Source organism: Rhodanobacter sp. UC4448_H15, from assembly GCF_052978265.1.
The window spans coordinates 94655-113816 of record NZ_CM129665.1 but is presented as its reverse complement, the minus strand read 5'-3'; the positions used below and the strand labels follow the sequence as shown (position 1 = coordinate 113816).

The following is a 19162-nucleotide window of genomic DNA, read 5'->3' as shown; positions in this document are numbered from 1 at the left end:
GGGGTGATGAACAAGATGGCTGGCAAGGGGGAGTCACGGCGTGTACCGCGCCTGGGTGTGATGATGGTGGCGATTGCGGGGGCGCTGGCGGCGGGCGGAATGCCGGCGACTGCGGATGCGCAGAGCACCGCGGACACGACGAGCGGCGATGCGAACAAGGCGAAGACGCTGGAGACGGTCAGCGTGGTCGGCTCGCGCATCCGCCGCAAGGACGAGGTGGCGGCCAGCCCGGTGTTTACCATGGAGCGCAACGAGATCGAGGCTACCGGCGTGGTCTCGGTCGGCGAGTTGCTGCAGGAGCTGCCATCGGTAGGTTCCAGCTTCAACTCGACCGGCTCGGGCGGCACCAGCCATGGCTCCCGCTCGTTGAACCTGCGCAACCTGGGCGCCAACCGCTCGCTGGTTCTGGTCAACGGGCGGCGCTGGGTGAACGGAGCCGGTACCCGCGGTTTTCGCGACTTTGTCGACCTGAACACGATTCCGCTGGCCGCGGTCGAGCGGATCGAAGTGCTGCTGGACGGCGCCACCGCCATCTACGGCGCCGACGCGATCGCCGGCGTGGTCAACATCATCACCTTCAGCGAGTTCGATGGGCTGAAGGCGAGCAGCTATGTCGGCCAGACCGACAAGGGCGACGGTTTCACACACAACGAGGATTTCCTCTGGGGCAAGTCCGGCGACTGGGGCTCGGCGCTGGTGTCGGCGACGGTCGCCGGCAGCAACGAGATCCTTGCCGGCCATCGCGACTTCTCGCGGGTGCCGCTGCAAGGGTTGAGCCGAAACACGCCGGCGGGCCGTTTCCGCAACAGCACGCCGGTGGATGGCTTCGGCACCAAGGCGTTCGTGCCGGACGGCAACGGCGGTTTTCGCCTGGACGTGCCGGACACCGACGTCTACAACGACCAGCCTGATACCACCTTGATCGGCCCCCTGGACATGGCTGGCGTGTATGGCCAGTTGCGCTTCCACGTCAGTGATGCGGTGACCTTCGTGACCGAAGGCCTGTACAACACGCGCGAATCGAGCCAGCGCTTCCCGCCGGCAACGCCACGCATCCGCGGCGGCGACGGCATGACGATTCCGGCCGACCACCCGTACAACCCGTTCGGCGTGGACTTCCAGGGCACGGGCACCAAGTTCGAGGTGGTGCGGACGATCACCGAGCTGGGGCCGCGCATCAACACGCAGAACGTTGACACGATGCGTGTGGCGGCCGGATTCGAAGGCGATTTCTCCAATGGCTGGTCGTGGAACAGCTTCTATACGTATGCCCAGAACAAGGCGAAGTGGACCTCGGCCAATCAGATCGATCTGGACAAGGTCGCGCTGGCACTGGGCCCGAACGCCCGCTGCGCGGCCAACAACTGCGTGCCGCTGAACATCTTCGGCACCATCACCCCGGAGATGGCCAACTACATCCGCGCCACTGGCGTCGACCACAACGGCACCAAACAGCACGACTTCACCGCCAACCTCACCGGCGACCTGTTCAAGTTGCCGGCCGGAATGCTGGCGTTCGCCGGTGGCGTCGAGTACCGCAAGGAATCGGGCTACGACCAGCCCAGCCCGTACTTCAATGAAACGCCGCAGTTCATCACCTACAGCCGCAAGACCACCTCGGCGCCGCGCCTGCCGACCGCCGGCTCCTACGATCTGAAAGAGGCCTATGTCGAGTTCAACGTGCCGTTGCTGGCGAACCTTCCGGCGGTCAAGCAACTGGAGCTGTCCGCCGCGACGCGCTACTCGAGCTACAACACGTTCGGCAACACCACCAACAGCAAGCTCGGCCTGGTCTGGCGGCCGTGGAACGACCTGATGCTGCGCACCACCTGGGCGCAGGGTTTTCGCGCGCCCTCGATCAACGAACTCTACGCCGGCCTGCGTCAGACCAACTTGCCGGCGGTTGACCCCTGCAACGGCGGCGGCGCCGGCAAGCCCGGGTGTGCCGGGGTGCCGACCAGCTACGACCAGCGCAACTACTCGGGCGGCTCGATCCTCTCGACCGTGGGCGGCAACCCCGACCTGCGGCCGGAAACCTCGGTCAATCGCAGCAGCGGCTTCATCTACACGCCGAGCTTTGCCAAGGGCCTGACCTGGTCGGTCGACTGGTACGACATCGACCTGAAGGAGGCGATCTCCAGCTTCGGCTCGCAGAACCTGCTCGACCTGTGCGCCAATACCGGTCAACGCTGCAACCTGATCAAGCGCGACACCAGCGGCGAGATCATCAACCTGATCGACGGCCCGATCAACCTGAACCGGCTCAAGGCCAGCGGCGTCGATACGACCATGCGCTACCAGTTGCCGACGATGGCGGCGGGCAATGTCGGGCTGATGTTCAACGCGGCTTACCTCAACGCGTTCGATCGTTACGACACCTTGCCCAGCGGGGAGGTGCGCGTGGCCAGGCGGGCCGGAAAATCGGACATCGCGCGCGAGAGTTTCCCGCGCTGGAAAGCGAACACCGCCGTCGACTGGTCGCGTGGCCTGTGGTCAGCGAACTGGAGCATGCATTACATCGGCAGCACCGACGAGGGCCCGGCGCCGGGCTATGGCCGGATCCCGGCGCAGATCACCCATGACGTGTGGGGTGCCTATACGCTGCGCTCGCAACTGATGACCTTCACCCTTGGCGTGCAGAACCTGTTCGACAAGGACCCGCCGCTGTCCTATGTCAACGGCGGCGACCTCAACTTCGACATGAGCACCTACAACCCGCGTGGCCGCTTCATCTACGTGAAGGCCACGATCACCCTCTGAGACGGGCACCGGCGGCATCGGCGCGATGTCGCCGACCGCCGGCCCGGGCCGCCGCGGGAGCGGGCGCCGGCGACCCGCTCAACCACATGGATCTTCCCAGCATGGCCAACCGTCCCGTCACCGATGGCAAACCTGCACAGCGGCCCCGTCGCAAGATCGACGTGCACCCGGTGCTGATGCTGGTGTCCGTGCTGTTGCTGTGCGCGGTGCTCACCTACGTCCTGGACTCCGGCGCGTTCCAGCGCGTCGATGGGCGGGTGGTGCCGGGGACCTACTCGGTGATCCCGAAATCGTTCGACTGGTGGCACCTGCTTGGCTTGGGCGCGGCCGGCGAGCAGGCGCGCCCGGCCGGCGTCATCACGGTGCTCGAATCCATCCCGCTGGGACTGGTGCGAAACGCCTCGCTGATCTTCATGGTGATGTTCGTCGGCGGCCTGTTCGGCGTGTTCAAGCAGACCGGTGCGCTGGACGCCGGCCTCGACCAGCTGGTGCATCGCTCGCGCGGGAATGTCTACCTGCTGGCGCCGGTGCTGATGGGTGCGCTGGCGGCGGGCAGCTCGTTCCTGGGCCTGATTTCGGAGTATCTGGTGGTGTTGCCGGTCTTGCTGTCGATGGCCGAGCGGCTGCGCCTGAGTCCGCTGTACGCGGTGGCGATGCTGCTGATCGCGGCCAAGCTGGGCTACATCGCCTCGGTCAGCAATCCGGTGGTACTGCCGATCGCGCAAGGCATCGTGCAGGTGCCGATCTTCAGCGGTTTCGGCATGCGCCTGGCGGTGCTGGCGGTGTTCCTGCCGATCGGCATCGCCTATCTGCTGTACCGCATCCGCCGCAGCGGTTTCACCAAGGCGGATTTCGCGCCTGCCGCGGGATCGCTGTCGGGGCGGCACCTGGGCGTGCTGCTGCTGCTGGGCCTGGCGATCGTGCTGATGGTCTACGCCGGACGCGCCTGGAGCTGGCATTACAACGAGCTCAGCGCGTTCTACCTGGCGGTGACCGCGGGACTTGCCGTGATCGGCGGGCTGAGTGCGCGGGTCAGCGCGGATGCCTTCATCGATGGCATCAAGGGCATGATCCTGCCCTCGCTGCTGATCGGCCTGGCCGGCGCCATCCACGTGCTGCTGCAGGAGGCGAATATCCTCGACACCGTGGTCAACGCCATGGCCGGCCTGATCCACGGCCAGTCGTCGTGGATCGCCTCGCTGGCCATCATGTTCACCGAGGCGGGGCTGGATGTGCTGATTCCCTCGACCTCGGCCAAGGCTGCAATCAGCATTCCGATCCTGTGGCCGATCGGCCAGCTGTCGGGGCTGCAAGGCAACTCGGTGGTGCTGGCCTACTTGTTTGGCAACGGCCTGATGGCGACGGTCAGTCCCACCTCGGGGCTGATGCTGGCGATGCTGGCGATGGCGAAGGTGCACTACGGCGCGTGGGTGCGCTTCATGCTGCCGCTGACCCTGGTGCTGACGGTGGTGGCGACGGCATTCCTGCTGGTCGCCACGCGGATCGGTTACTGAGCATGGCGATCGGTGAGGGCATGGAGCAAACGCGGGCGGACACCGCCGACGCAGCGGCCGCAGGCCTGCAGCCGGGCCCGTACCCGGTACGCCTGCGCGCGGACGTGATGGTGACGATGCGCGATGGCGTGCAGTTGGCGGTCGATCTGTATCTGCCGGACGGCGCCAGCGGGTCGCGTTGGCCTTGCCTGCTCGAACGCACGCCCTACGACAAGGCGGGCACCGCGCAATCGGATGTCGTGGCCGGGTATCCACTGCCCTTGTCGAAACCGCAGATCGCGCGGTGGTTTGCCAGCCACGGCTTCGTGGTGGCGATGCAGGATTGTCGCGGTCGCTACCGTTCGCAAGGCGTGTTCACCAAGTACACCAACGAGGCCGTTGACGGTGTCGACACCCTCGCCTGGCTGGCGGCGCAGTCGTGGAGCGATGGCCGCGTGATCACCCAGGGCCTGTCCTATTGCGCGCACGTGCAGACGGCGCTGGGCAGCCTGGCGCCCGCGGCGCTGAGCGCCCAGTTCGTCGACTCCGGCGGCTTCTCCAACGCGTACCACGGCGGCATCCGGCAGGGTGGTGCGTTCGAACTCAAGCAGGCGACCTGGGCCTTGAAGCACGCCTTGCTGAGCCCGCTGACGCAGCAGGATTCCAGCCGCAAGGCAGCATTGCAGGCGCAGGACATTCGCGCCTGGTTTCGGCGCATGCCGTGGGCGCGCGGCGACTCGCCGGTCAGTGCGGCACCGGAATACGAGGACTACCTGTTCGAGCAATGGGAGCACGGCGATTTCGGCCCCTATTGGCAACAGGTCGAGTTGTGCGGTGAGCGCCATTACGACACCTACGCCGACGTGCCGATGGTGCACATGTCCAGCTGGTACGACCCCTACGTGCGCACCGCCACCGACAATTACCTCGGCCTGTCGCGGCGCAAGCATGCTCCGGTGCACCTGGTGATGGGGCCGTGGATTCATGGCCGGCGCTCGCAGACGTTCGCCGGCGATGTCGATTTCGGCGAGCAGGCGACACTGGATGCGGCGTTCGGCCACTCGTTCTACGAGCTGCGTCGCGCGTGGTACGACCATCTGCTGGGGCGACAGGCCGACAACCCGTTCGCGCGCGGTCGCGTGTCGATCTTCCTGATGGGCGGCGGCAGCGGCCGGCGCAACGCCGAGGGCCGGCTGGAGCACGGCGGGCGCTGGTTGCATGCCGACGACTGGCCCTTGCCCGGCACCACCAGCCAGGCGTGGCACCTGCATGCCGATGGCCGGCTCGACGCCACGCCGCCAGCGGAGCGGTTCGCGGCGCTGGACTATGTCTACGATCCCGCGCGACCGGTGCCGACCATCGGCGGCACCATCACCTCGGCCGAGGGGGTGATGCCACCGGGCGCCTTCGACCAGCGCGACGACGCCCGCTTCTTCGGCTGCGCCGGCACGGGTCGCGACATCGGCGAGCGCGACGATGTGTTGTGTTTTCGCAGCGCGCCGCTGGCGCGCGCGGTCGATATCGCCGGGCCCATCCGCGTGAGGCTGTTCGTTTCCTCCGATTGCCGGGATACCGACATCACCATCAAGCTGATCGACGAGTACCCGCCCCATGCCGACTACCCGCACGGTTTCGCGATGAACCTCAGCGACGGCATCCTGCGTTTGCGCTACCGCGATTCCTGGCAGCAGCCGCGCTGGCTGGCGCCGGGCGAGGTGGTCGAGGTGGAGGTGGAGGCCTTCGCCACTGCCAACCATTTCGCGGTGGGCCATCGGATCCGGCTGGACGTGTCCAGCAGCAACTATCCGCATTTCGACCTCAATCCGAACACCGATACGGCGCCCGGTCGCTGGCGCGAATCCAGGCCGGCGCACAATCGCGTGCATCTGGATCGCGCACACCCGTCGCGACTGCTGTTGCCGGTGTTGCCAGTGGCGTCGCCCGCTTGATCGTGTACGTTGTTCGGCAGCCCATTCACTGCCGCCACGTGGCGCCCCGCCCATGAAGCTCGACAACCTCAAGGCGCTGGAAGCCTTTCGCGAAATCATCCGGCTCGGTTCGGCCACCGCCGCCGGGCGCAGCCTGAGCTTGAGCCAGCCTGCGGTGAGCCGCCTGCTGGGGCAGTTCGAGACCGAACTGGGCTTCAAGTTGTTCCACCGCAGCAAGGGGCGGCTGCTGCCCACTTCGCAGGCGCTGCTGCTGTTCGAGGAGGTGGATCTGGCGCTGCAAGGCGTCGAGCGGATCAATGTGCTGGCCCAGGACATCCGCCAGACCAATGCCGGGCAACTGCGCGTGGTGGCGCCGCCGAGTTTCGCCGAGGGGCCGCTGGTGAAGCTGGTCGCTTCGTTCCTGAGCCTGCATCCCAATATCCACATCAATGTCGATTCGCGCACCCGGCCGACGGTGATGAACCTGGTTGCCACGCGCACCGCCGATTGCGGTTTCGGCAAACTGCCGCTGGATCATCCCGGCATCCGCCTGCGGCCGCTGATCAGCAGCCCCACGGTTTGCGTGCTGCCGCCGGCGCACCGCCTGTCGGCGGGCAAGCGCCCGATCGGCGCCAGGGATCTTGCCGGCGAACCGCTGATCCTGGTCGGCCATCGCGGCGGCGACACCCGCATGCGGATCGACCAGGCCTTCCAGCAGGCGGGGGTGCGCCAGACGGTGCGGCTGGAAGCCCACAACGTGGGCGCGGCCTGTGCGCTGGCGGCCGAAGGCGTCGGCATCGCGATCGTCAACGAGCTGCTGTCGCGCCATTCGTTGTGGACCGGCGTGCGCATTCGCCGCTTCGCGCCGACGATCGAGCAGGAGTACGTGTTCATGTCGTCCGCCAACGTGCGCGAGACATCCTTGACCGAGGCGTTCTACGAACACTGCCGCGCGTCGCTGGGACGCAGGCGCAGCGGGTCACCGCCGCCACGGCGAGGCTGACAGGGGCGGGCGCCAGCAAGCGCCGCCGCGGCGGTGCCAGGTGGATGGTGGCTTGTCACGGGTTGATCCGATGGTCGCCGGCGCTTGCCACGATGCGGCCGGCGCGACGGCAGCCCCGCCATGGGCATACCGGCAGCCGCCGGCGGAAATCGTCGCCTTGGCCGAGGCGCGCCCGCCACCGCGAGCGCTCAGCGACAGTCGGCAGCAGGTGCTGGTGCTGCCCTGACCCCCTCGGCGCCGGTGCGGGTCGCGCAGGGACCGGCCGGCGCGCGGAACGGTCCGGCCATGGTTCGCCGCAGGCAATTCCCGCCGGACGGGTCGTAGTGCGCGGCATGGTTTGCGATGATGGAGGAATGATTGCGCGCAAGACCCTGATGACAACACCTATCCGCCTGGCTCGACGCCTGGTGTCGCTGCCGCGACGCAAGGGCAATCCGCGCACAGCCTTGCCGGCGTTTGCGGTGGATGCGGCGGCGATCAGCTGCCTGTCCGATCCGGCGGCGTTCCGGCAAACCCTGCTGACGCTGATCGCGCAGGCTGCCCGGCGCATCGTGATCGTGACCTTGTACCTGCAGGACGACGATGGCGGTCGCGAGATATTGGCGGCGCTTTACGCGGCCAAGGCGCGCCGGCCCGAGCTGGACATCGGGGTGTTCGTCGACTGGCACCGCGCGCAGCGCGGGCTGATCGGCAAACACAAGAGCGCGGGCAACGCCGGCATGTACCGCGAATGGGCGCAGCGGCTGGGCGATGGCGTGCCGATCTACGGCGTGCCGGTGCAGAACCGCGAGTTGTTTGGCGTGCTGCACCTGAAGGGCTTCGTGATCGACGACGCGGTGTTGTACAGCGGCGCCAGTCTCAACGACGTCTACCTGGCGCGACACGATCGCTACCGACTCGATCGCTACCACCTGCTGCGGCATGCGGGCCTGGCCGACGCGATGGCCGGCTTCGTCGCGAACCGGCTCGCCGGCAGTGGCGCGGTGCGGCAGTTGAACGTGGCTGAGGTGCCGAGCACGCGCAGCCTGCAGCCGCAGATCCGCCGCTTGCGCGGGCAGTTGCAGCAGGCGCGGTACGAAGTGATCCCGGCGCTGCCGAATGCGGACCAGGTGGCGGTGACTCCGCTGCTGGGTTTTGGCCGCAGCGGCAACCAGCTCGACGCGGTGCTGCTGGCGCTGCTCCGGGAGGCGCGCGAGCGGGTGATCCTGCTGACGCCGTACTTCAACCTGCCACGTCCGGTACGGTTGGTGCTCGGCCAGTTGCTGCGGCGCGGCTGCCGCATCGACATCATGGTCGGCGACAAGGTCGCCAACGATTTCTACATACCGCCGGAGCAACCGTTCAAGACCATCGGCCTGCTGCCGTACCTGTACGAGAACAATCTGCGCCGCTTTGCGCGCGCGCACCGTGCGCAGATCGAGGCCGGCCGGTTGCGGCTGCACCTGTGGCGCGACGGCGACAACAGCTACCACCTGAAAGGCCTGTTCGTGGATGACGACGTGGCCGTGCTGACCGGCCACAACCTCAACCCGCGTGCATGGTCGCTGGATCTGGAAAACGGCCTGCTGCTGCGCGACCCGGCGAAACGGCTGCACGCGCAGCACGAGGCGGAATGGGCGGCACTGCGCCGGCACGCCGTGCAGCTGGCCGATTACCGCGCGCTGGAAAGCCCGCGCCAGTACCCGCCCGAAGTGCGTCGGCTGCTGCGCCGCTTGAACCGCACGCAACTCGCCCGCCTGGTCAATCGCCTGCTGTAGGGCGGGCACCGCCCGCCGCACGGCCGGAGAAGCCGGCGGGCATTGCCCGCCCTACGACGGCCGTCCGGTCAATCGCCTGCGGTAGGAGCGCACCCCGCGCGATGCTTTCCCGAATCCCGAATCCCGAATCCCGGCTCCAACGTATCGCGCACAGGTGCGCTCCTACGGGTTTGCGATCAGCCGGCTCAGGCGCATGTCCAGCCAGTTGGCCACGTTGCCCCATTCCCCGGCGAGGATGCTGAAGCACACCGTGTCGCGCAGGCTGCCGTCGGTGCGGCGGCGGTGCGCGCGCAGCACGCCTTCGCGTTGCGCGCCGAGGCGTTCGATCGCGCGCTGCGAATCCTCGTTCAGCACGTCGGTGTGGAACGCGACGGCCGCGCAGCCCAGGGTCTCGAACGCATGCTCAAGCAGCAACCGCTTGCAGGCGGTGTTGAGGTGGCTCTTCTGCCAGCGTTTCGCGTACCAGGTGTAGCCGATGGCCAGGCGCGGCACGGCGGCGTCGATCTCGTAATAGCGCGTGCTGCCGACGATGTCGCCGCCGCGCGCCTCGCGCACGGCGAACGGCAGCATGTGGCCTTCGCGCTGGCCTTGCAGCGCCTTCGCCACGTAATCGCCCGCCTGGCCCGGTGGCGGCACGCTGGTGACGGCGAGGTTCCACAGCTCGCCGTCGGCGGCGGCGGTTTCCAGCGCGGGCGCGTGTTCCGGCGTCAGCGGCTCCAGCACGACGTACTCGTCGTGCAGGCGGATCGGGGCGAACAGGGTCATGGGCTCAGGCGTCGAGGTCGGGGATCAGCTTGCTTTCCAGCCGCGCGATATGGTCCTTCAGCAGCAGCTTGCGCTTCTTGAGCCGGGTCAGCTGCAGTTCGTCGCGGCCGATGGCGTGGGCCAGTTCGTCGATCGCCACGTCGAGATCGCGATGTTCCAGCTTGAGCTCGGCAAGCAGGTGGGCGATTTCGGCGTGATCCTGGATCGGCATGGGAATGGCCAAACGTGTGACGTACCGCCCATTTTAGCGCGCTGGTGGCGCTGCGCCAGCGGTAATCGCCACGGATCACGCGGCGGCTCCGCGCGCTGCCGTGGGCGGCGGTTGCGGCCCGCCCGCCGCTGCGGTGGCCGGCCGGCTCTTGCTATAGTCGGCGGTGTTTCGCGCCGTTCTCCCGTGCGTCGCGCCGCCATGCCGGAGAAAGCCGTCCATCGACGGCCCCGGCGCGTGCCTTCCCCACCCATCGAGTACCGATCGTGTCCTTCTTTGCCCCCGTTGAAATGGCCCCTGGCGATCCGATCCTGGGCCTCACCGAAACCTATCTGGCGGACGCGCGGCCGCACAAGATCAACCTCGGCGTGGGCATCTACGTGGACGAGCAGGGGCGCATTCCGCTGCTGCCCACCGTGCACGAGGTGGAGCTGGCGCTGGCTGCGGCGGCGAAGCCGCGCGGCTACCTGCCGATCGACGGCCTCGCCGCGTACAACCGGCTGACCCAGCAGCTGGTGTTCGGCGAACGGTCGCCGCTGCTGGCGGCCGGCCGCGTGGCCACCGCGCAGACCATCGGCGGCAGCGCCGCGCTGCGCGTGGCGGCGGACCTGCTCAGGCAGGTGGCCGGTGCAAACGCGAAGGTCGCGATCAGCAACCCGAGCTGGGGCAACCATCACGTGGTGTTCCGCACCGCCGGCTTCGAACTGCTGGAGTACCGCTACTACGACGCGGCCAGCCACGGCCTGGATTTCGCCGGCATGCTGGAAGATCTGGGCCGGATGGAACCCGGCACCGTGGTGCTGCTGCATGCGTGCTGCCACAACCCCACCGGCGTGGATCTGGATGCCGCGCAATGGGCGCAACTGGTCGAATTGCTGCGCGAGCGCAAGCTGCTGCCGTTCGTCGACATGGCCTATCAGGGTTTCGACCGCGGCACCGAACAGGATGCCACCGCGGTGCGCGTGCTGGCGGACTCCGGCATCGAGGCGTTCGTGGTCGCCAACTCGTACTCCAAGTCGTTCTCGCTGTACGGCGAGCGCGTGGGCGCGCTGTCGATGGTCGGCGCCGATCGCGACGAGGCGGCGCGGCTGCAGTCGAAGATCAAGCAGGTCATCCGCACGATCTATTCCAGCCCGTCCACCCACGGCGCCGCACTGGTCGCCGGCGTGCTGGGCAGCGCCGAGCTGCGCGCGCGCTGGGAGCAGGAGCTGGGCGGCATGCGTTCGCGCATCCACGCGATGCGCGCGGGCTTCGTCGAGAAGCTGGCCGCGCTCGGCGCGCCGGATTTCGGCTTCATCAACAAGCAGGCCGGCATGTTCTCCTACTCCGGCCTGAGCAAGGCGCAGGTGCGCCGCCTGCGCGACGAGCACGCGATCTACGCCCTCGACAGCGGACGCATCTGCGTGGCGGCGTTGAACGAGTCCAACCTGGACGCCGTGGCCGCGGCGGTCGCCGCCGTCTGCCGCTGACTGTCCACCACCGCCTTGCTCCACCGTTCACCCTGAGCGTAGCGCAGCGGAGTCGAAGGGCACGCTGCGATACCCTTCGACTTCGGCCTTTCAGGCCTGCGCTCAGGCCGAACGGCGGGAGCTGAAATCCTTCCCGCCGGCTTCATCAATACCCGGATACCGAATGTTCTTTCGCAACCTCACCCTGTTCCGTTTTTCCCCCGCGGTCGCCACCGATCTCGATCGCCTCGACGAGGCCTTGGCCGAGCACCGGCTGCGCCCCTGCGGCCCGCTGGAGATGTTCACCAGGGGCTTCGTGCCGCCGGTCGGCCGCGGCGAGGGCGAGCCGCTCACCCATGCGGTGAAGCAGTCCACCCTGTTCACCGTCGGCGGCGAGGACAAGCTGCTGCCCGCCGCCGTCATCAACGACGAGCTGCATCGCAAGGTGCAGAAGATCGCCGAGGAGGAGGGCCGCAAGGTCGGCGGCCGCGAGCGCAAGCGGATCAAGGAGGACCTGCTCAACGAGCTGCTGCCGCGCGCCTTCGTGCGGCAGTCGCGCATGTCCGCCTACGTCGACAAGAAGCACGGCTGGCTGGTGCTGGACACCTCCAGCCGCAAGTCGGCCGAGAACGCGCTGAGCCAGGTGCGCGAGGCGCTGGGCAGCTTCCCGGCGGTGCCGCTGGCGCCGGAAGAAGGTCCGCGCGTGCTGATGACCGACTGGCTGGCCACCGGCAACCTGCCGGCCGGGCTGGCGCTGGGCGACGAATGCGAACTGCGCGACCCGGCCACCGCCACCGGCGCGATCGCCCGCTGCCGCCGCCAGGACCTGGATGCGGAAGAGGTCAAGGAGCACCTGCGCAACGGCAAGCAGGTATTCCTGCTGGGGCTGACCTTCGACGACCGCATCAGCTTCGTGCTGGGCGAGGACCTGGTCATCCGCAAGCTGAAGTTCCTCGACGTGGTGCTGGACGAGCTGGGCGACAGCCAGGCCGATGCCCACGCCGAAATGGACGCCAGTTTCGCCCTGTTGACGCTGGAACTGGCGCGGTTGCTGGCCAAACTGGAGGAATGGTTCGGCCTGCCGCGTCCCACCGACGGCTGAGATTTCGCAGCCGGCCGGAATTGCGGCCGGCCTGCCGCCCGGCCCTTGCGCCGGGGCGCCGGCTTGCCGGCATACTGTCTGTCCGGATTCGCCACGCCGACCGCGCGTGACGTACCGGATGGACGGCAGGACATGACGCAGCATCTCGAAGGCGACTGGCTGGAACTGGCGATGGCAGGCGGCAACACCATCCGGGTGTTGAAGGCCGCCCATCCGCGTGCGCGACGTTTGCGCCTCACCGTCACGCCCAAGGGCGCGCGGGTGTCGTATCCGCGCGGCACGCATCCGGCGCAGGTCAGCGCGTTCCTGCGCAGCCACGCCGTGTGGCTGGAGCAGAAGCTCGACGAACTGAACCTGATCGTCAAGCCGCTGCCGCCGCTGCGCATCGGCCATGCGTGCCACTTTCCGCTGCGCGGCGAACTGGTGGAACTGGACTGGTCCGAAGGCACCTATCCGAAGATCGAGGCGCATGCGCGCGGCCTGACGCTGGTGGTGCCGCGCCCGCACAGCCGCGCCTTGCCGATCGCCCGCGGCCTGCTCGCCTCCCACCTGGAGTTGCTGATCCGTCGCGACGTGTCGCGCTGGATGGCGGTCCACGTGCCGCAGCTGGGCCTGGCGCCGACCTCGCTGCGCATCCGCCCGATGAAGAGCCTGTGGGGCAGCCTGGACACGCGCGATCGCATCAACCTCGACCTCGCGCTGGCGCTGGCGCCGTCGGCCGCGTTGCGCTACGTGCTGGTTCATGAGCTGTGCCACCTGCGCGTGCGCAATCACTCGCCGCGCTTCTGGGCACTGGTGGAAACGCTTTATCCCGACTGGCGCGAACAGCGCGACTGGCTGCGCCAGCACGGCGCGATCCTCAAGGCCGAACTCGACCGGCTGGTCGCCGACGTGGCCGATTGAACGGCGCGGCGTCCTCGCCGGCTCAGGCGTCGGTGGTCTTCCAGCGTCGCGGTGTCTCGTTGGTGACGATCTCCACGCTGGAGCGCGCCGACTCCAGCGGACGCACCTCGACGGTCAGGCCGAAGGCGAGGCAGGGGTTCTCCGCGGCGATCGCGGCGGCTTCCTCCAGCGTGTCGGCCACGATGAACCAGTAGCCGCCGACCAGCTCCTTGGATTCGCTGAACGGACCATCCGTCACCGCATCGCGGGACACCAGCTTGCCGCGGTTCGCCAGGCGGCTGCCCGGTTTGAGCCGCCCTTGCGCCAGGCCTTCTTCGTACCAGGCGTAGAAGCGGTCGATGGTGTCCTGCACGGCGCCCTTGTCGGCGTCTTCGTCCCATTGTCCGCGCGAGATCAGCAGGTACTCGTTTGTGGGCATGGAACCTGGCCTCGATAGGGGGCGCGGTGACGCGCCGGTCAGACTGCCTTGCGCGGCTGGCGCACGTAGCGCGTGCGCAGCAGGATGTCCCACAGCGGCGTGGTGACGCCGAAGTTGGTATCCGGGTGGTAGTGGTGCACGTGGTGGGCGCCGGCCCAGCGGCGCAGCAGCGGCTGCTTGAAGCGCACGTGGTGGATGATGAAGTGGGCCAGGCCGTAGACGATGTAGCCGAGCGTGATCGAGCCGGCCAGCAGCAGCGCGAACCCGAACGGCATCAGCACCACCAGCACCGCGGTCAGCGCAATCAGCACCATCGCCGGCAGGAAGAACGGCAGCGAGTCGTAGCCGAGCGGACGCTCGTGGTGCATGCGGTGGCCCTGCTCGAACAGCGGGATGCGGGTGTGGAACATCCAGCGGTGGAAGAAGTACTCGATGAAGCTGAAGGCGAACAGGCCCAGTGCGATCGCGCCGGCAGCCAGCCAGGGACCGCCGTCGAGATGGCGCCAGCCGACGACCAGCAGCCAGGCGCCCAGCGCCGTGTCCAGCACCAGCTCGGTCCAGTAGTTGGTCCGCGTGGTGGACATCCGCGCAATCGCATCCACAGCTGAACGAACGAGGTTCTGCTTCATCGTTGCACTTTCTTGCCAGGCGCCATGCCGGTGTGCAGGCTCATGCGTGCATTCTCCCATGTCGGCAACCACAATCCATCATGTTTTCCCCCGCCGGCTGCCGTGGCGACCGGTTCCGTTCAGTGCGACAGCGCAAAACCGGTGAGTATCTGCGCCGTCGTCTCGGGCTTTTCCAGCATCGGCAGGTGGCCGCAGCCGTTGATCGTGCTGGTGCTGATCGCGCTGGCGGCGGTCAGTCCGTTGCGCAGGCTGTCCAGCGCCGAGATGTCGGTGATCCTGTCATCGTGGCACCACAACCCCAGCACCGGCATGGTCAGCCGGCCCAGCCGCTGCTGCAGCGCCAGCGGCTGCGCGTGCCAGGCCTGGAACGTGCGCTGGATGAAATCGCGGTCGCGCCGATTGCGCTCGACCAGCACGTCGACGAAGCGGCCGGGCCGGTCGGGCGGCTGCGCGAACTCCAGCGCGGCCAGCTGCGCATAACCGGCGCGGTCCCCGAACAGGTAGGGGTTGTTGCCCGCGCGTACCAGGCGCGTCAAGTCGCTCTCGCCGGCTTTCAGGCCGTACGCATCGAGCAGGGCCAGGCCGGCCACGCGCTGCGGCTGGTCGGCGGCATACGCGGCGGCGATCGCCGCACCGGTGCCGTGGCCGGCCAGCATGAAGCGCGGCAGTCGCAGTGCCTGCACGAAGGCGTCCAGTCGCGCGGCCTGCGCGTCGACGTCGTAGTTGCCCTGCGCCACGCGCGAGGATTCGCCCCAGCCGGGCAGGTCGGGGATGACCAGATGGAAATGTGCACTCAGCAACGCGGCTACCGGCAACCAGACATCCTTGTCGCCGGCGAAGCCGTGCAGCAGCACGATGGTCGGGCCTTCGCCGCCTTCGTAGTACGACCAGCGGGTGTCGCCGACCTGCACGCTGTGTGTTTCCAGCTTGGCCGCCATCGCCTCGCGTAGGTGCCCGGCGCGCATCAGCCATTGCGGCGCGAACAGGTAGCTGCCGCCCAGCACGATGGCCAGCAGCGCCACCAGCCAGGCAAGGAACTTCAGCCGCCGTCGCAGCATGCGCTTCCACAGCGGCGTGGTCGTATCGGTGGGCGAGGTCGGGCTCACTCAGGCTTGTCCGCCTGCTTCGCCTTGGCGAGGATGCCCTCCACCACCTGCTGGGTCAGCGGGTGGTAGCCGGCTTTCGCCTTGGCGTAGACCTGCTCGGCGAAGGCCAGTCCTTCCGGCGTTTTCACGAACGCCTTGTACAGCGGCGTGGTGAGGTAGATGCGGCCGATCCGGGTCATGTGCTCGGCGGCGGCATCCCACACCGCCTTGTCGCCGGCGGCAATCGCGTGGCTGTACCAGCGCATGCCGATCTCCGCGTTCGGCGTGCCGGTGAGGTGCCAGGCGGCGTCGAGCTGCTGCATCCTGTCCAGCGCCGGCGCGTCGGGCAGGCGGTCGAGGAAATACATCCACTCCTGCGTGTTCCATCCCTTCGCGTCGAGCTTGTCGGCCGCCAGCGTGCCGGCAAGAAATTCGCCGCGCTGCCTGTCGATCGCGTCGAAGCTCGGCGACTCGGGCAGCGGTGCATCCTTGGGGATGCCGCTGCCGTAGACCCATTCGCGCACCTCCGCCCAGCCCATCTTGCCGGGGTACTTCTCGATCAGGTTCGGCTTCATGTAGTCGAGCATCTGCTCGGTGGTGATGCTGTGCCAGGCGAAATGCTTGAAATAGCCCTTCAGGTAGGCATCGAAATCGGCGCGACCGAAGCGTTGCTCCAGCGTGCGCAGGAACCACGAGCCCTTGTCGTAGGCCACGTCGGAGAGCGAGTCATCGGCGCCCACGCCGCGCGGGTCGGGCGCCAGCTTCTGCGCGTTCTCGGCCATCGCGCCGATGCTTTTCTGCAGCGCGCGCGCCGACAGCAGTGCCTCCTCGTCGGCCTGGCTCTTGCCGTACACCGCCTCGGTGATGCGGCCCTGCACGTAGGTGGTGAAACCCTCGTTGAGCCAGATGTCACGCCACGCCGCGGCGGTGACGAGGTTGCCCGACCACGAGTGCGCCAGCTCGTGCGAGACCAGCGAAACCAGGCTCTTGTCGCCCACCAGCACGGTCGGGGTGGCGAACGTCATGTTGGGATTTTCCATGCCGCCGAACGGGAACGAGGGCGGCAGCACCAGGATGTCGTAGCGGCCCCAGGCGTAGGGGCCGTAGAGCTTCTCGGTGGCTTCGATCAGTTTCTCGGTGTCCTCGAATTCGTGCGCGGCCTTGGCCACCACCGAGGGTTCCGCGTACACGGCCGAGCGCGGGCCGGTTTCCTTCACCGCGAGGTCGCCGGCGGCGATCGCCAGCAGGTAGGACGGGATCGGGTGCGGCTGGTCGAACCTGAAATCGCCGTCAAGCGGATGCTGCGCGTCATTGAGCGCGCTCATCACCACGCGGATGTTCTTCGGCGCGCTGACGTGCGCGTCGTAGGTGAAGCGGATCGCCGGCGAGTCCTGCAGCGGCACCCACGAGCGCGCGTGGATGGATTCGGACTGCGAGAACATGAACGGCGCGCGCTTGTCCGCCGTCTGCGCCGGGGTCAGCCACTGCAGGCCGGACGCGGTGGGTGCCGTGCTGTAGACGATGCGCACCTGCGCCGGATGCTTCGGCGCGGTGATGGTGAGCTTGCTGCCCAGCTCCTTGTCGCGCGGTGCCAGCGCGTATTTCAGCGGCGTGGCCTTGCCGTCGGCGGCCAGCGCCTCGACCCTGGCGATCTTCAGGTCGCGCGTATCCAGCACCAGCGACTGCGCCTGCGGGTTGCGCCAATCCAGCTTCAGCGTCGCCTGGCCCGCGAGCTGCTTGTGCGGGAAGTCGATGTTGAGGTCGAGATCCAGATGCGTCACCCGCACCTGGTCGGGCTGGGCGTAGGAGTTCGGATCGTTGGCTTGGGCAGCCACCGGCAACAGCAGCGTACCGAAGGCAAGAAGCGGAAACAGGCGCATGGGCGGGAGATCTCTCGGGCCGGGAAACCCCGAGTATGCCACCGCCGCGCTGGCTGCCGCCTGTGACGAAAGCTCAGGGCAACTCGCCTGCCGAATGCGGGTCGCTCGCGTACGGATGCATGGTGGCGAGAAAGCCCGGTTGTGCCTCCACTCGGGCGATCCAGGCGCGGATGGCGGGATATTCGTCGAGCGCGAAGCCCGCCTCGGCCGCGCGGCTGCCGTAGGCGAACAGCGCGATGTCGGCGATGGTGTAACGCTCGCCGGCGATGAAGTCGCGCTCCGACAGCTCGCGCTCCAGGATCTCCAGCGTGCGCTGCGCCGCGTGGCGCTTTGCCTCCACCAGCGCGGGTGCGCGTTGCGCCAGCTTGCCGGTCAGCGTCCAGTGGCGCAGCGCGCCGAGCACCGACTCCACCCGCTCCTGCTCGAAATGCAGCCACTGCTGCACCTTGGCGCGGCCGAACGCATCACCCGGCACATACGGCGTGCCATCGGCCAGGTACATCAGGATCGCGTTCGATTCGGCCAGCGTGCGGCCGTCGTCCAGTTCGATCGCGGGCACCGTGCCGGTCGGGCTGATGCGCAGATAGCTTTCGCTGCGGCCCTCGCCCTCGAAGATGCTGACCTCCAGCGTGCGATACGGCCGGCCGAGGTGATGCAGCAGCTGGCGCACTTTCCAGGCGTTCTGCGAAGGCAGGTAGTCGTAGAGGGTCAGCATCGGCAACTCCATTGAGGTGAGGCGCGCATTCTGGCGTCACCGCGCCGGGCGCGCCATCCGCTTCTTGCGCCGACGCGGTTCCGGTCCGAAACGGCGTGCCGTCAGCAGTACCGATCGGCCAGCGCGTCAGTGGCCTCGACCAGGCGGTCGACGATGGCCGGGTCGGCCGCGCTGTGGCCGGCGAGCACGAAGTGCAGGGTGGCTTCGGGCCAGGCCTGGGCGAGGTCCCAGGCGCTGACGGCGGGGCAGATGATGTCGTAGCGGCCGTGCACGATGGTGGCCGGCAGGTGGCGGATGCGCGGCACGTCGCGCAGCAGCTGGTCCGGTTCGAGGAACAGCGCGTGACGGAAGTAGTGGGCTTCCATCAGCGCCAGGCTGACTGCGTGATGCGGGTCTTCGAAGATGCCGCCGGCGTCGGGGTCGTGCACCAGGGTGGTGCTGCCGCCTTCCCACGCGCTCCACGCCTGCGCTGCGGCGAGGCGGGTGGCTTCGTCGGTGCTGTTCAGGCGCTGCCAGTAGGCGTCCAGCATCTCGCCGCGCTCGTCGCTCGGGATGAAATCGCGGAAGCGCGCCCAGCGTTCGGGGAAGATCTGCCGTGCGCCGCCATCGAGTTCGTTGAACCAGCGCAATTCCTGTGGCCGGCCGAGGAAGATGCCGCGCAGCACGATGCCCAGGCAATGCTGCGGGTGGGCCTGGCTGTACGCCAGCGCCAGGGTCGAACCCCAGGAGCCGCCGAACACCACCCAGTGCTCGATGCCCAGGAAGGCGCGGATGCGCTCGATGTCGGCGACCAGGTGCGTGGTGGTGTTGTCGGTGAGTTCGGCGAACGGGGTGGACTGCCCGCAGCCGCGCTGGTCGAACAGCACGATGCGGTAGCGCGCCGGATCGAAGAAGCGACGGTGATAGGTCGACAGGCCGGCGCCCGGTCCGCCGTGCAGGAAGATCACCGGCAGGCCCAGCGGGTTGCCGCACTCCTCCACGTGCAGCGTGTGCAGCGCATCCACGGGGAGGCGATGGGTCTGGTACGGCTCGATCTCCGGGTACAGCTCGCGCATGGTCGGTGTTTCC

Annotated in this window: 16 protein-coding genes; 8 read left to right on the top strand and 8 right to left on the bottom strand. The window is 68.0% G+C overall.

Annotation, left to right across the window (positions count from 1 at the left end; all coding sequences use genetic code 11):
* Positions 1-6: 6 nt before the first annotated feature.
* The 5 genes from ACVCMI_RS00460 to pssA all read left to right on the top strand — a co-directional run bounded on the left by ACVCMI_RS00460 (position 7) and on the right by pssA (position 8941).
* Positions 7-2760 carry a TonB-dependent receptor gene (locus tag ACVCMI_RS00460; protein ID WP_447097859.1) on the top strand — a complete coding sequence of 918 codons (2754 nt, stop codon included), beginning with the start codon at positions 7-9 and terminating at the stop codon, positions 2758-2760.
* A gap of 101 nt (positions 2761-2861) precedes the next feature.
* Positions 2862-4274: an SLC13 family permease gene (locus ACVCMI_RS00455; RefSeq protein ID WP_447097860.1), complete on the top strand. Its 1413-nt coding sequence runs from the start codon at positions 2862-2864 to the stop codon at positions 4272-4274.
* A gap of 2 nt (positions 4275-4276) precedes the next feature.
* Positions 4277-6202: a CocE/NonD family hydrolase gene (locus ACVCMI_RS00450; protein WP_447097861.1), complete on the top strand. Its 1926-nt coding sequence runs from the start codon at positions 4277-4279 to the stop codon at positions 6200-6202.
* A gap of 52 nt (positions 6203-6254) precedes the next feature.
* The gene (locus ACVCMI_RS00445; RefSeq protein ID WP_395120483.1) at positions 6255-7184 is read left to right on the top strand and encodes a LysR family transcriptional regulator; all 930 of its coding nucleotides are present in this window, start codon (positions 6255-6257) and stop codon (positions 7182-7184) included.
* Between the two features lie 374 nt (positions 7185-7558).
* Positions 7559-8941: a CDP-diacylglycerol--serine O-phosphatidyltransferase gene (gene pssA / locus ACVCMI_RS00440; protein WP_447097862.1), complete on the top strand. Its 1383-nt coding sequence runs from the start codon at positions 7559-7561 to the stop codon at positions 8939-8941.
* Between the two features lie 162 nt (positions 8942-9103).
* Here pssA and ACVCMI_RS00435 read toward each other — a convergent pair whose 3' ends face one another.
* Together ACVCMI_RS00435 and ACVCMI_RS00430 are read right to left on the bottom strand one after the other, a co-directional pair.
* Positions 9104-9706, bottom strand: a complete 603-nt coding sequence (locus ACVCMI_RS00435) for a GNAT family N-acetyltransferase (protein WP_447097863.1) — start codon at positions 9704-9706, stop codon at positions 9104-9106.
* Between the two features lie 4 nt (positions 9707-9710).
* Positions 9711-9917 carry a YdcH family protein gene (locus ACVCMI_RS00430; RefSeq protein WP_395120478.1) on the bottom strand — a complete coding sequence of 69 codons (207 nt, stop codon included), beginning with the start codon at positions 9915-9917 and terminating at the stop codon, positions 9711-9713.
* Between the two features lie 263 nt (positions 9918-10180).
* Between ACVCMI_RS00430 and ACVCMI_RS00425 the strand changes: the two genes are divergently transcribed.
* From ACVCMI_RS00425 to ACVCMI_RS00415, 3 genes are all read left to right on the top strand, one after another.
* The gene (locus tag ACVCMI_RS00425; RefSeq protein ID WP_447097864.1) at positions 10181-11383 is read left to right on the top strand and encodes an amino acid aminotransferase; all 1203 of its coding nucleotides are present in this window, start codon (positions 10181-10183) and stop codon (positions 11381-11383) included.
* A 163-nt stretch (positions 11384-11546) separates the two neighbouring features.
* A complete protein-coding gene (locus ACVCMI_RS00420) occupies positions 11547-12464 on the top strand; it encodes a recombination-associated protein RdgC (protein WP_447097865.1) in 918 nt (305 codons plus the stop codon).
* 132 nt (positions 12465-12596) lie between these two features.
* Entirely contained in the window at positions 12597-13367 is a 771-nt protein-coding gene (locus ACVCMI_RS00415; RefSeq protein WP_395120473.1) for a M48 family metallopeptidase, read from the top strand.
* A 22-nt stretch (positions 13368-13389) separates the two neighbouring features.
* Here the strand turns inward: ACVCMI_RS00415 and ACVCMI_RS00410 are convergent, their stop codons facing one another.
* The 6 genes from ACVCMI_RS00410 to pip form a co-directional block, all read right to left on the bottom strand.
* Positions 13390-13785 (bottom strand): YciI family protein, encoded by a 396-nt coding sequence (locus tag ACVCMI_RS00410; RefSeq protein WP_447097866.1) that lies wholly within the window; start codon positions 13783-13785, stop codon positions 13390-13392.
* A gap of 38 nt (positions 13786-13823) precedes the next feature.
* On the bottom strand, positions 13824-14369 hold the full coding sequence (locus ACVCMI_RS00405; protein ID WP_447097867.1) for a sterol desaturase family protein: 546 nt from the start codon (positions 14367-14369) through the stop codon (positions 13824-13826).
* 164 nt (positions 14370-14533) lie between these two features.
* Positions 14534-15472 (bottom strand): alpha/beta fold hydrolase, encoded by a 939-nt coding sequence (locus ACVCMI_RS00400; RefSeq protein WP_395121275.1) that lies wholly within the window; start codon positions 15470-15472, stop codon positions 14534-14536.
* A gap of 44 nt (positions 15473-15516) precedes the next feature.
* A complete protein-coding gene (locus tag ACVCMI_RS00395) occupies positions 15517-17379 on the bottom strand; it encodes a M1 family metallopeptidase (RefSeq protein ID WP_447097868.1) in 1863 nt (620 codons plus the stop codon).
* 73 nt (positions 17380-17452) lie between these two features.
* Complete coding sequence (locus ACVCMI_RS00390; protein WP_447097869.1) at positions 17453-18094, bottom strand: glutathione S-transferase family protein; 642 nt, start codon at positions 18092-18094, stop codon at positions 17453-17455.
* A gap of 101 nt (positions 18095-18195) precedes the next feature.
* On the bottom strand, positions 18196-19149 hold the full coding sequence (pip, locus tag ACVCMI_RS00385) for a prolyl aminopeptidase (RefSeq protein WP_447097870.1): 954 nt from the start codon (positions 19147-19149) through the stop codon (positions 18196-18198).
* Between the last annotated feature and the right edge of the window lie 13 nt (positions 19150-19162).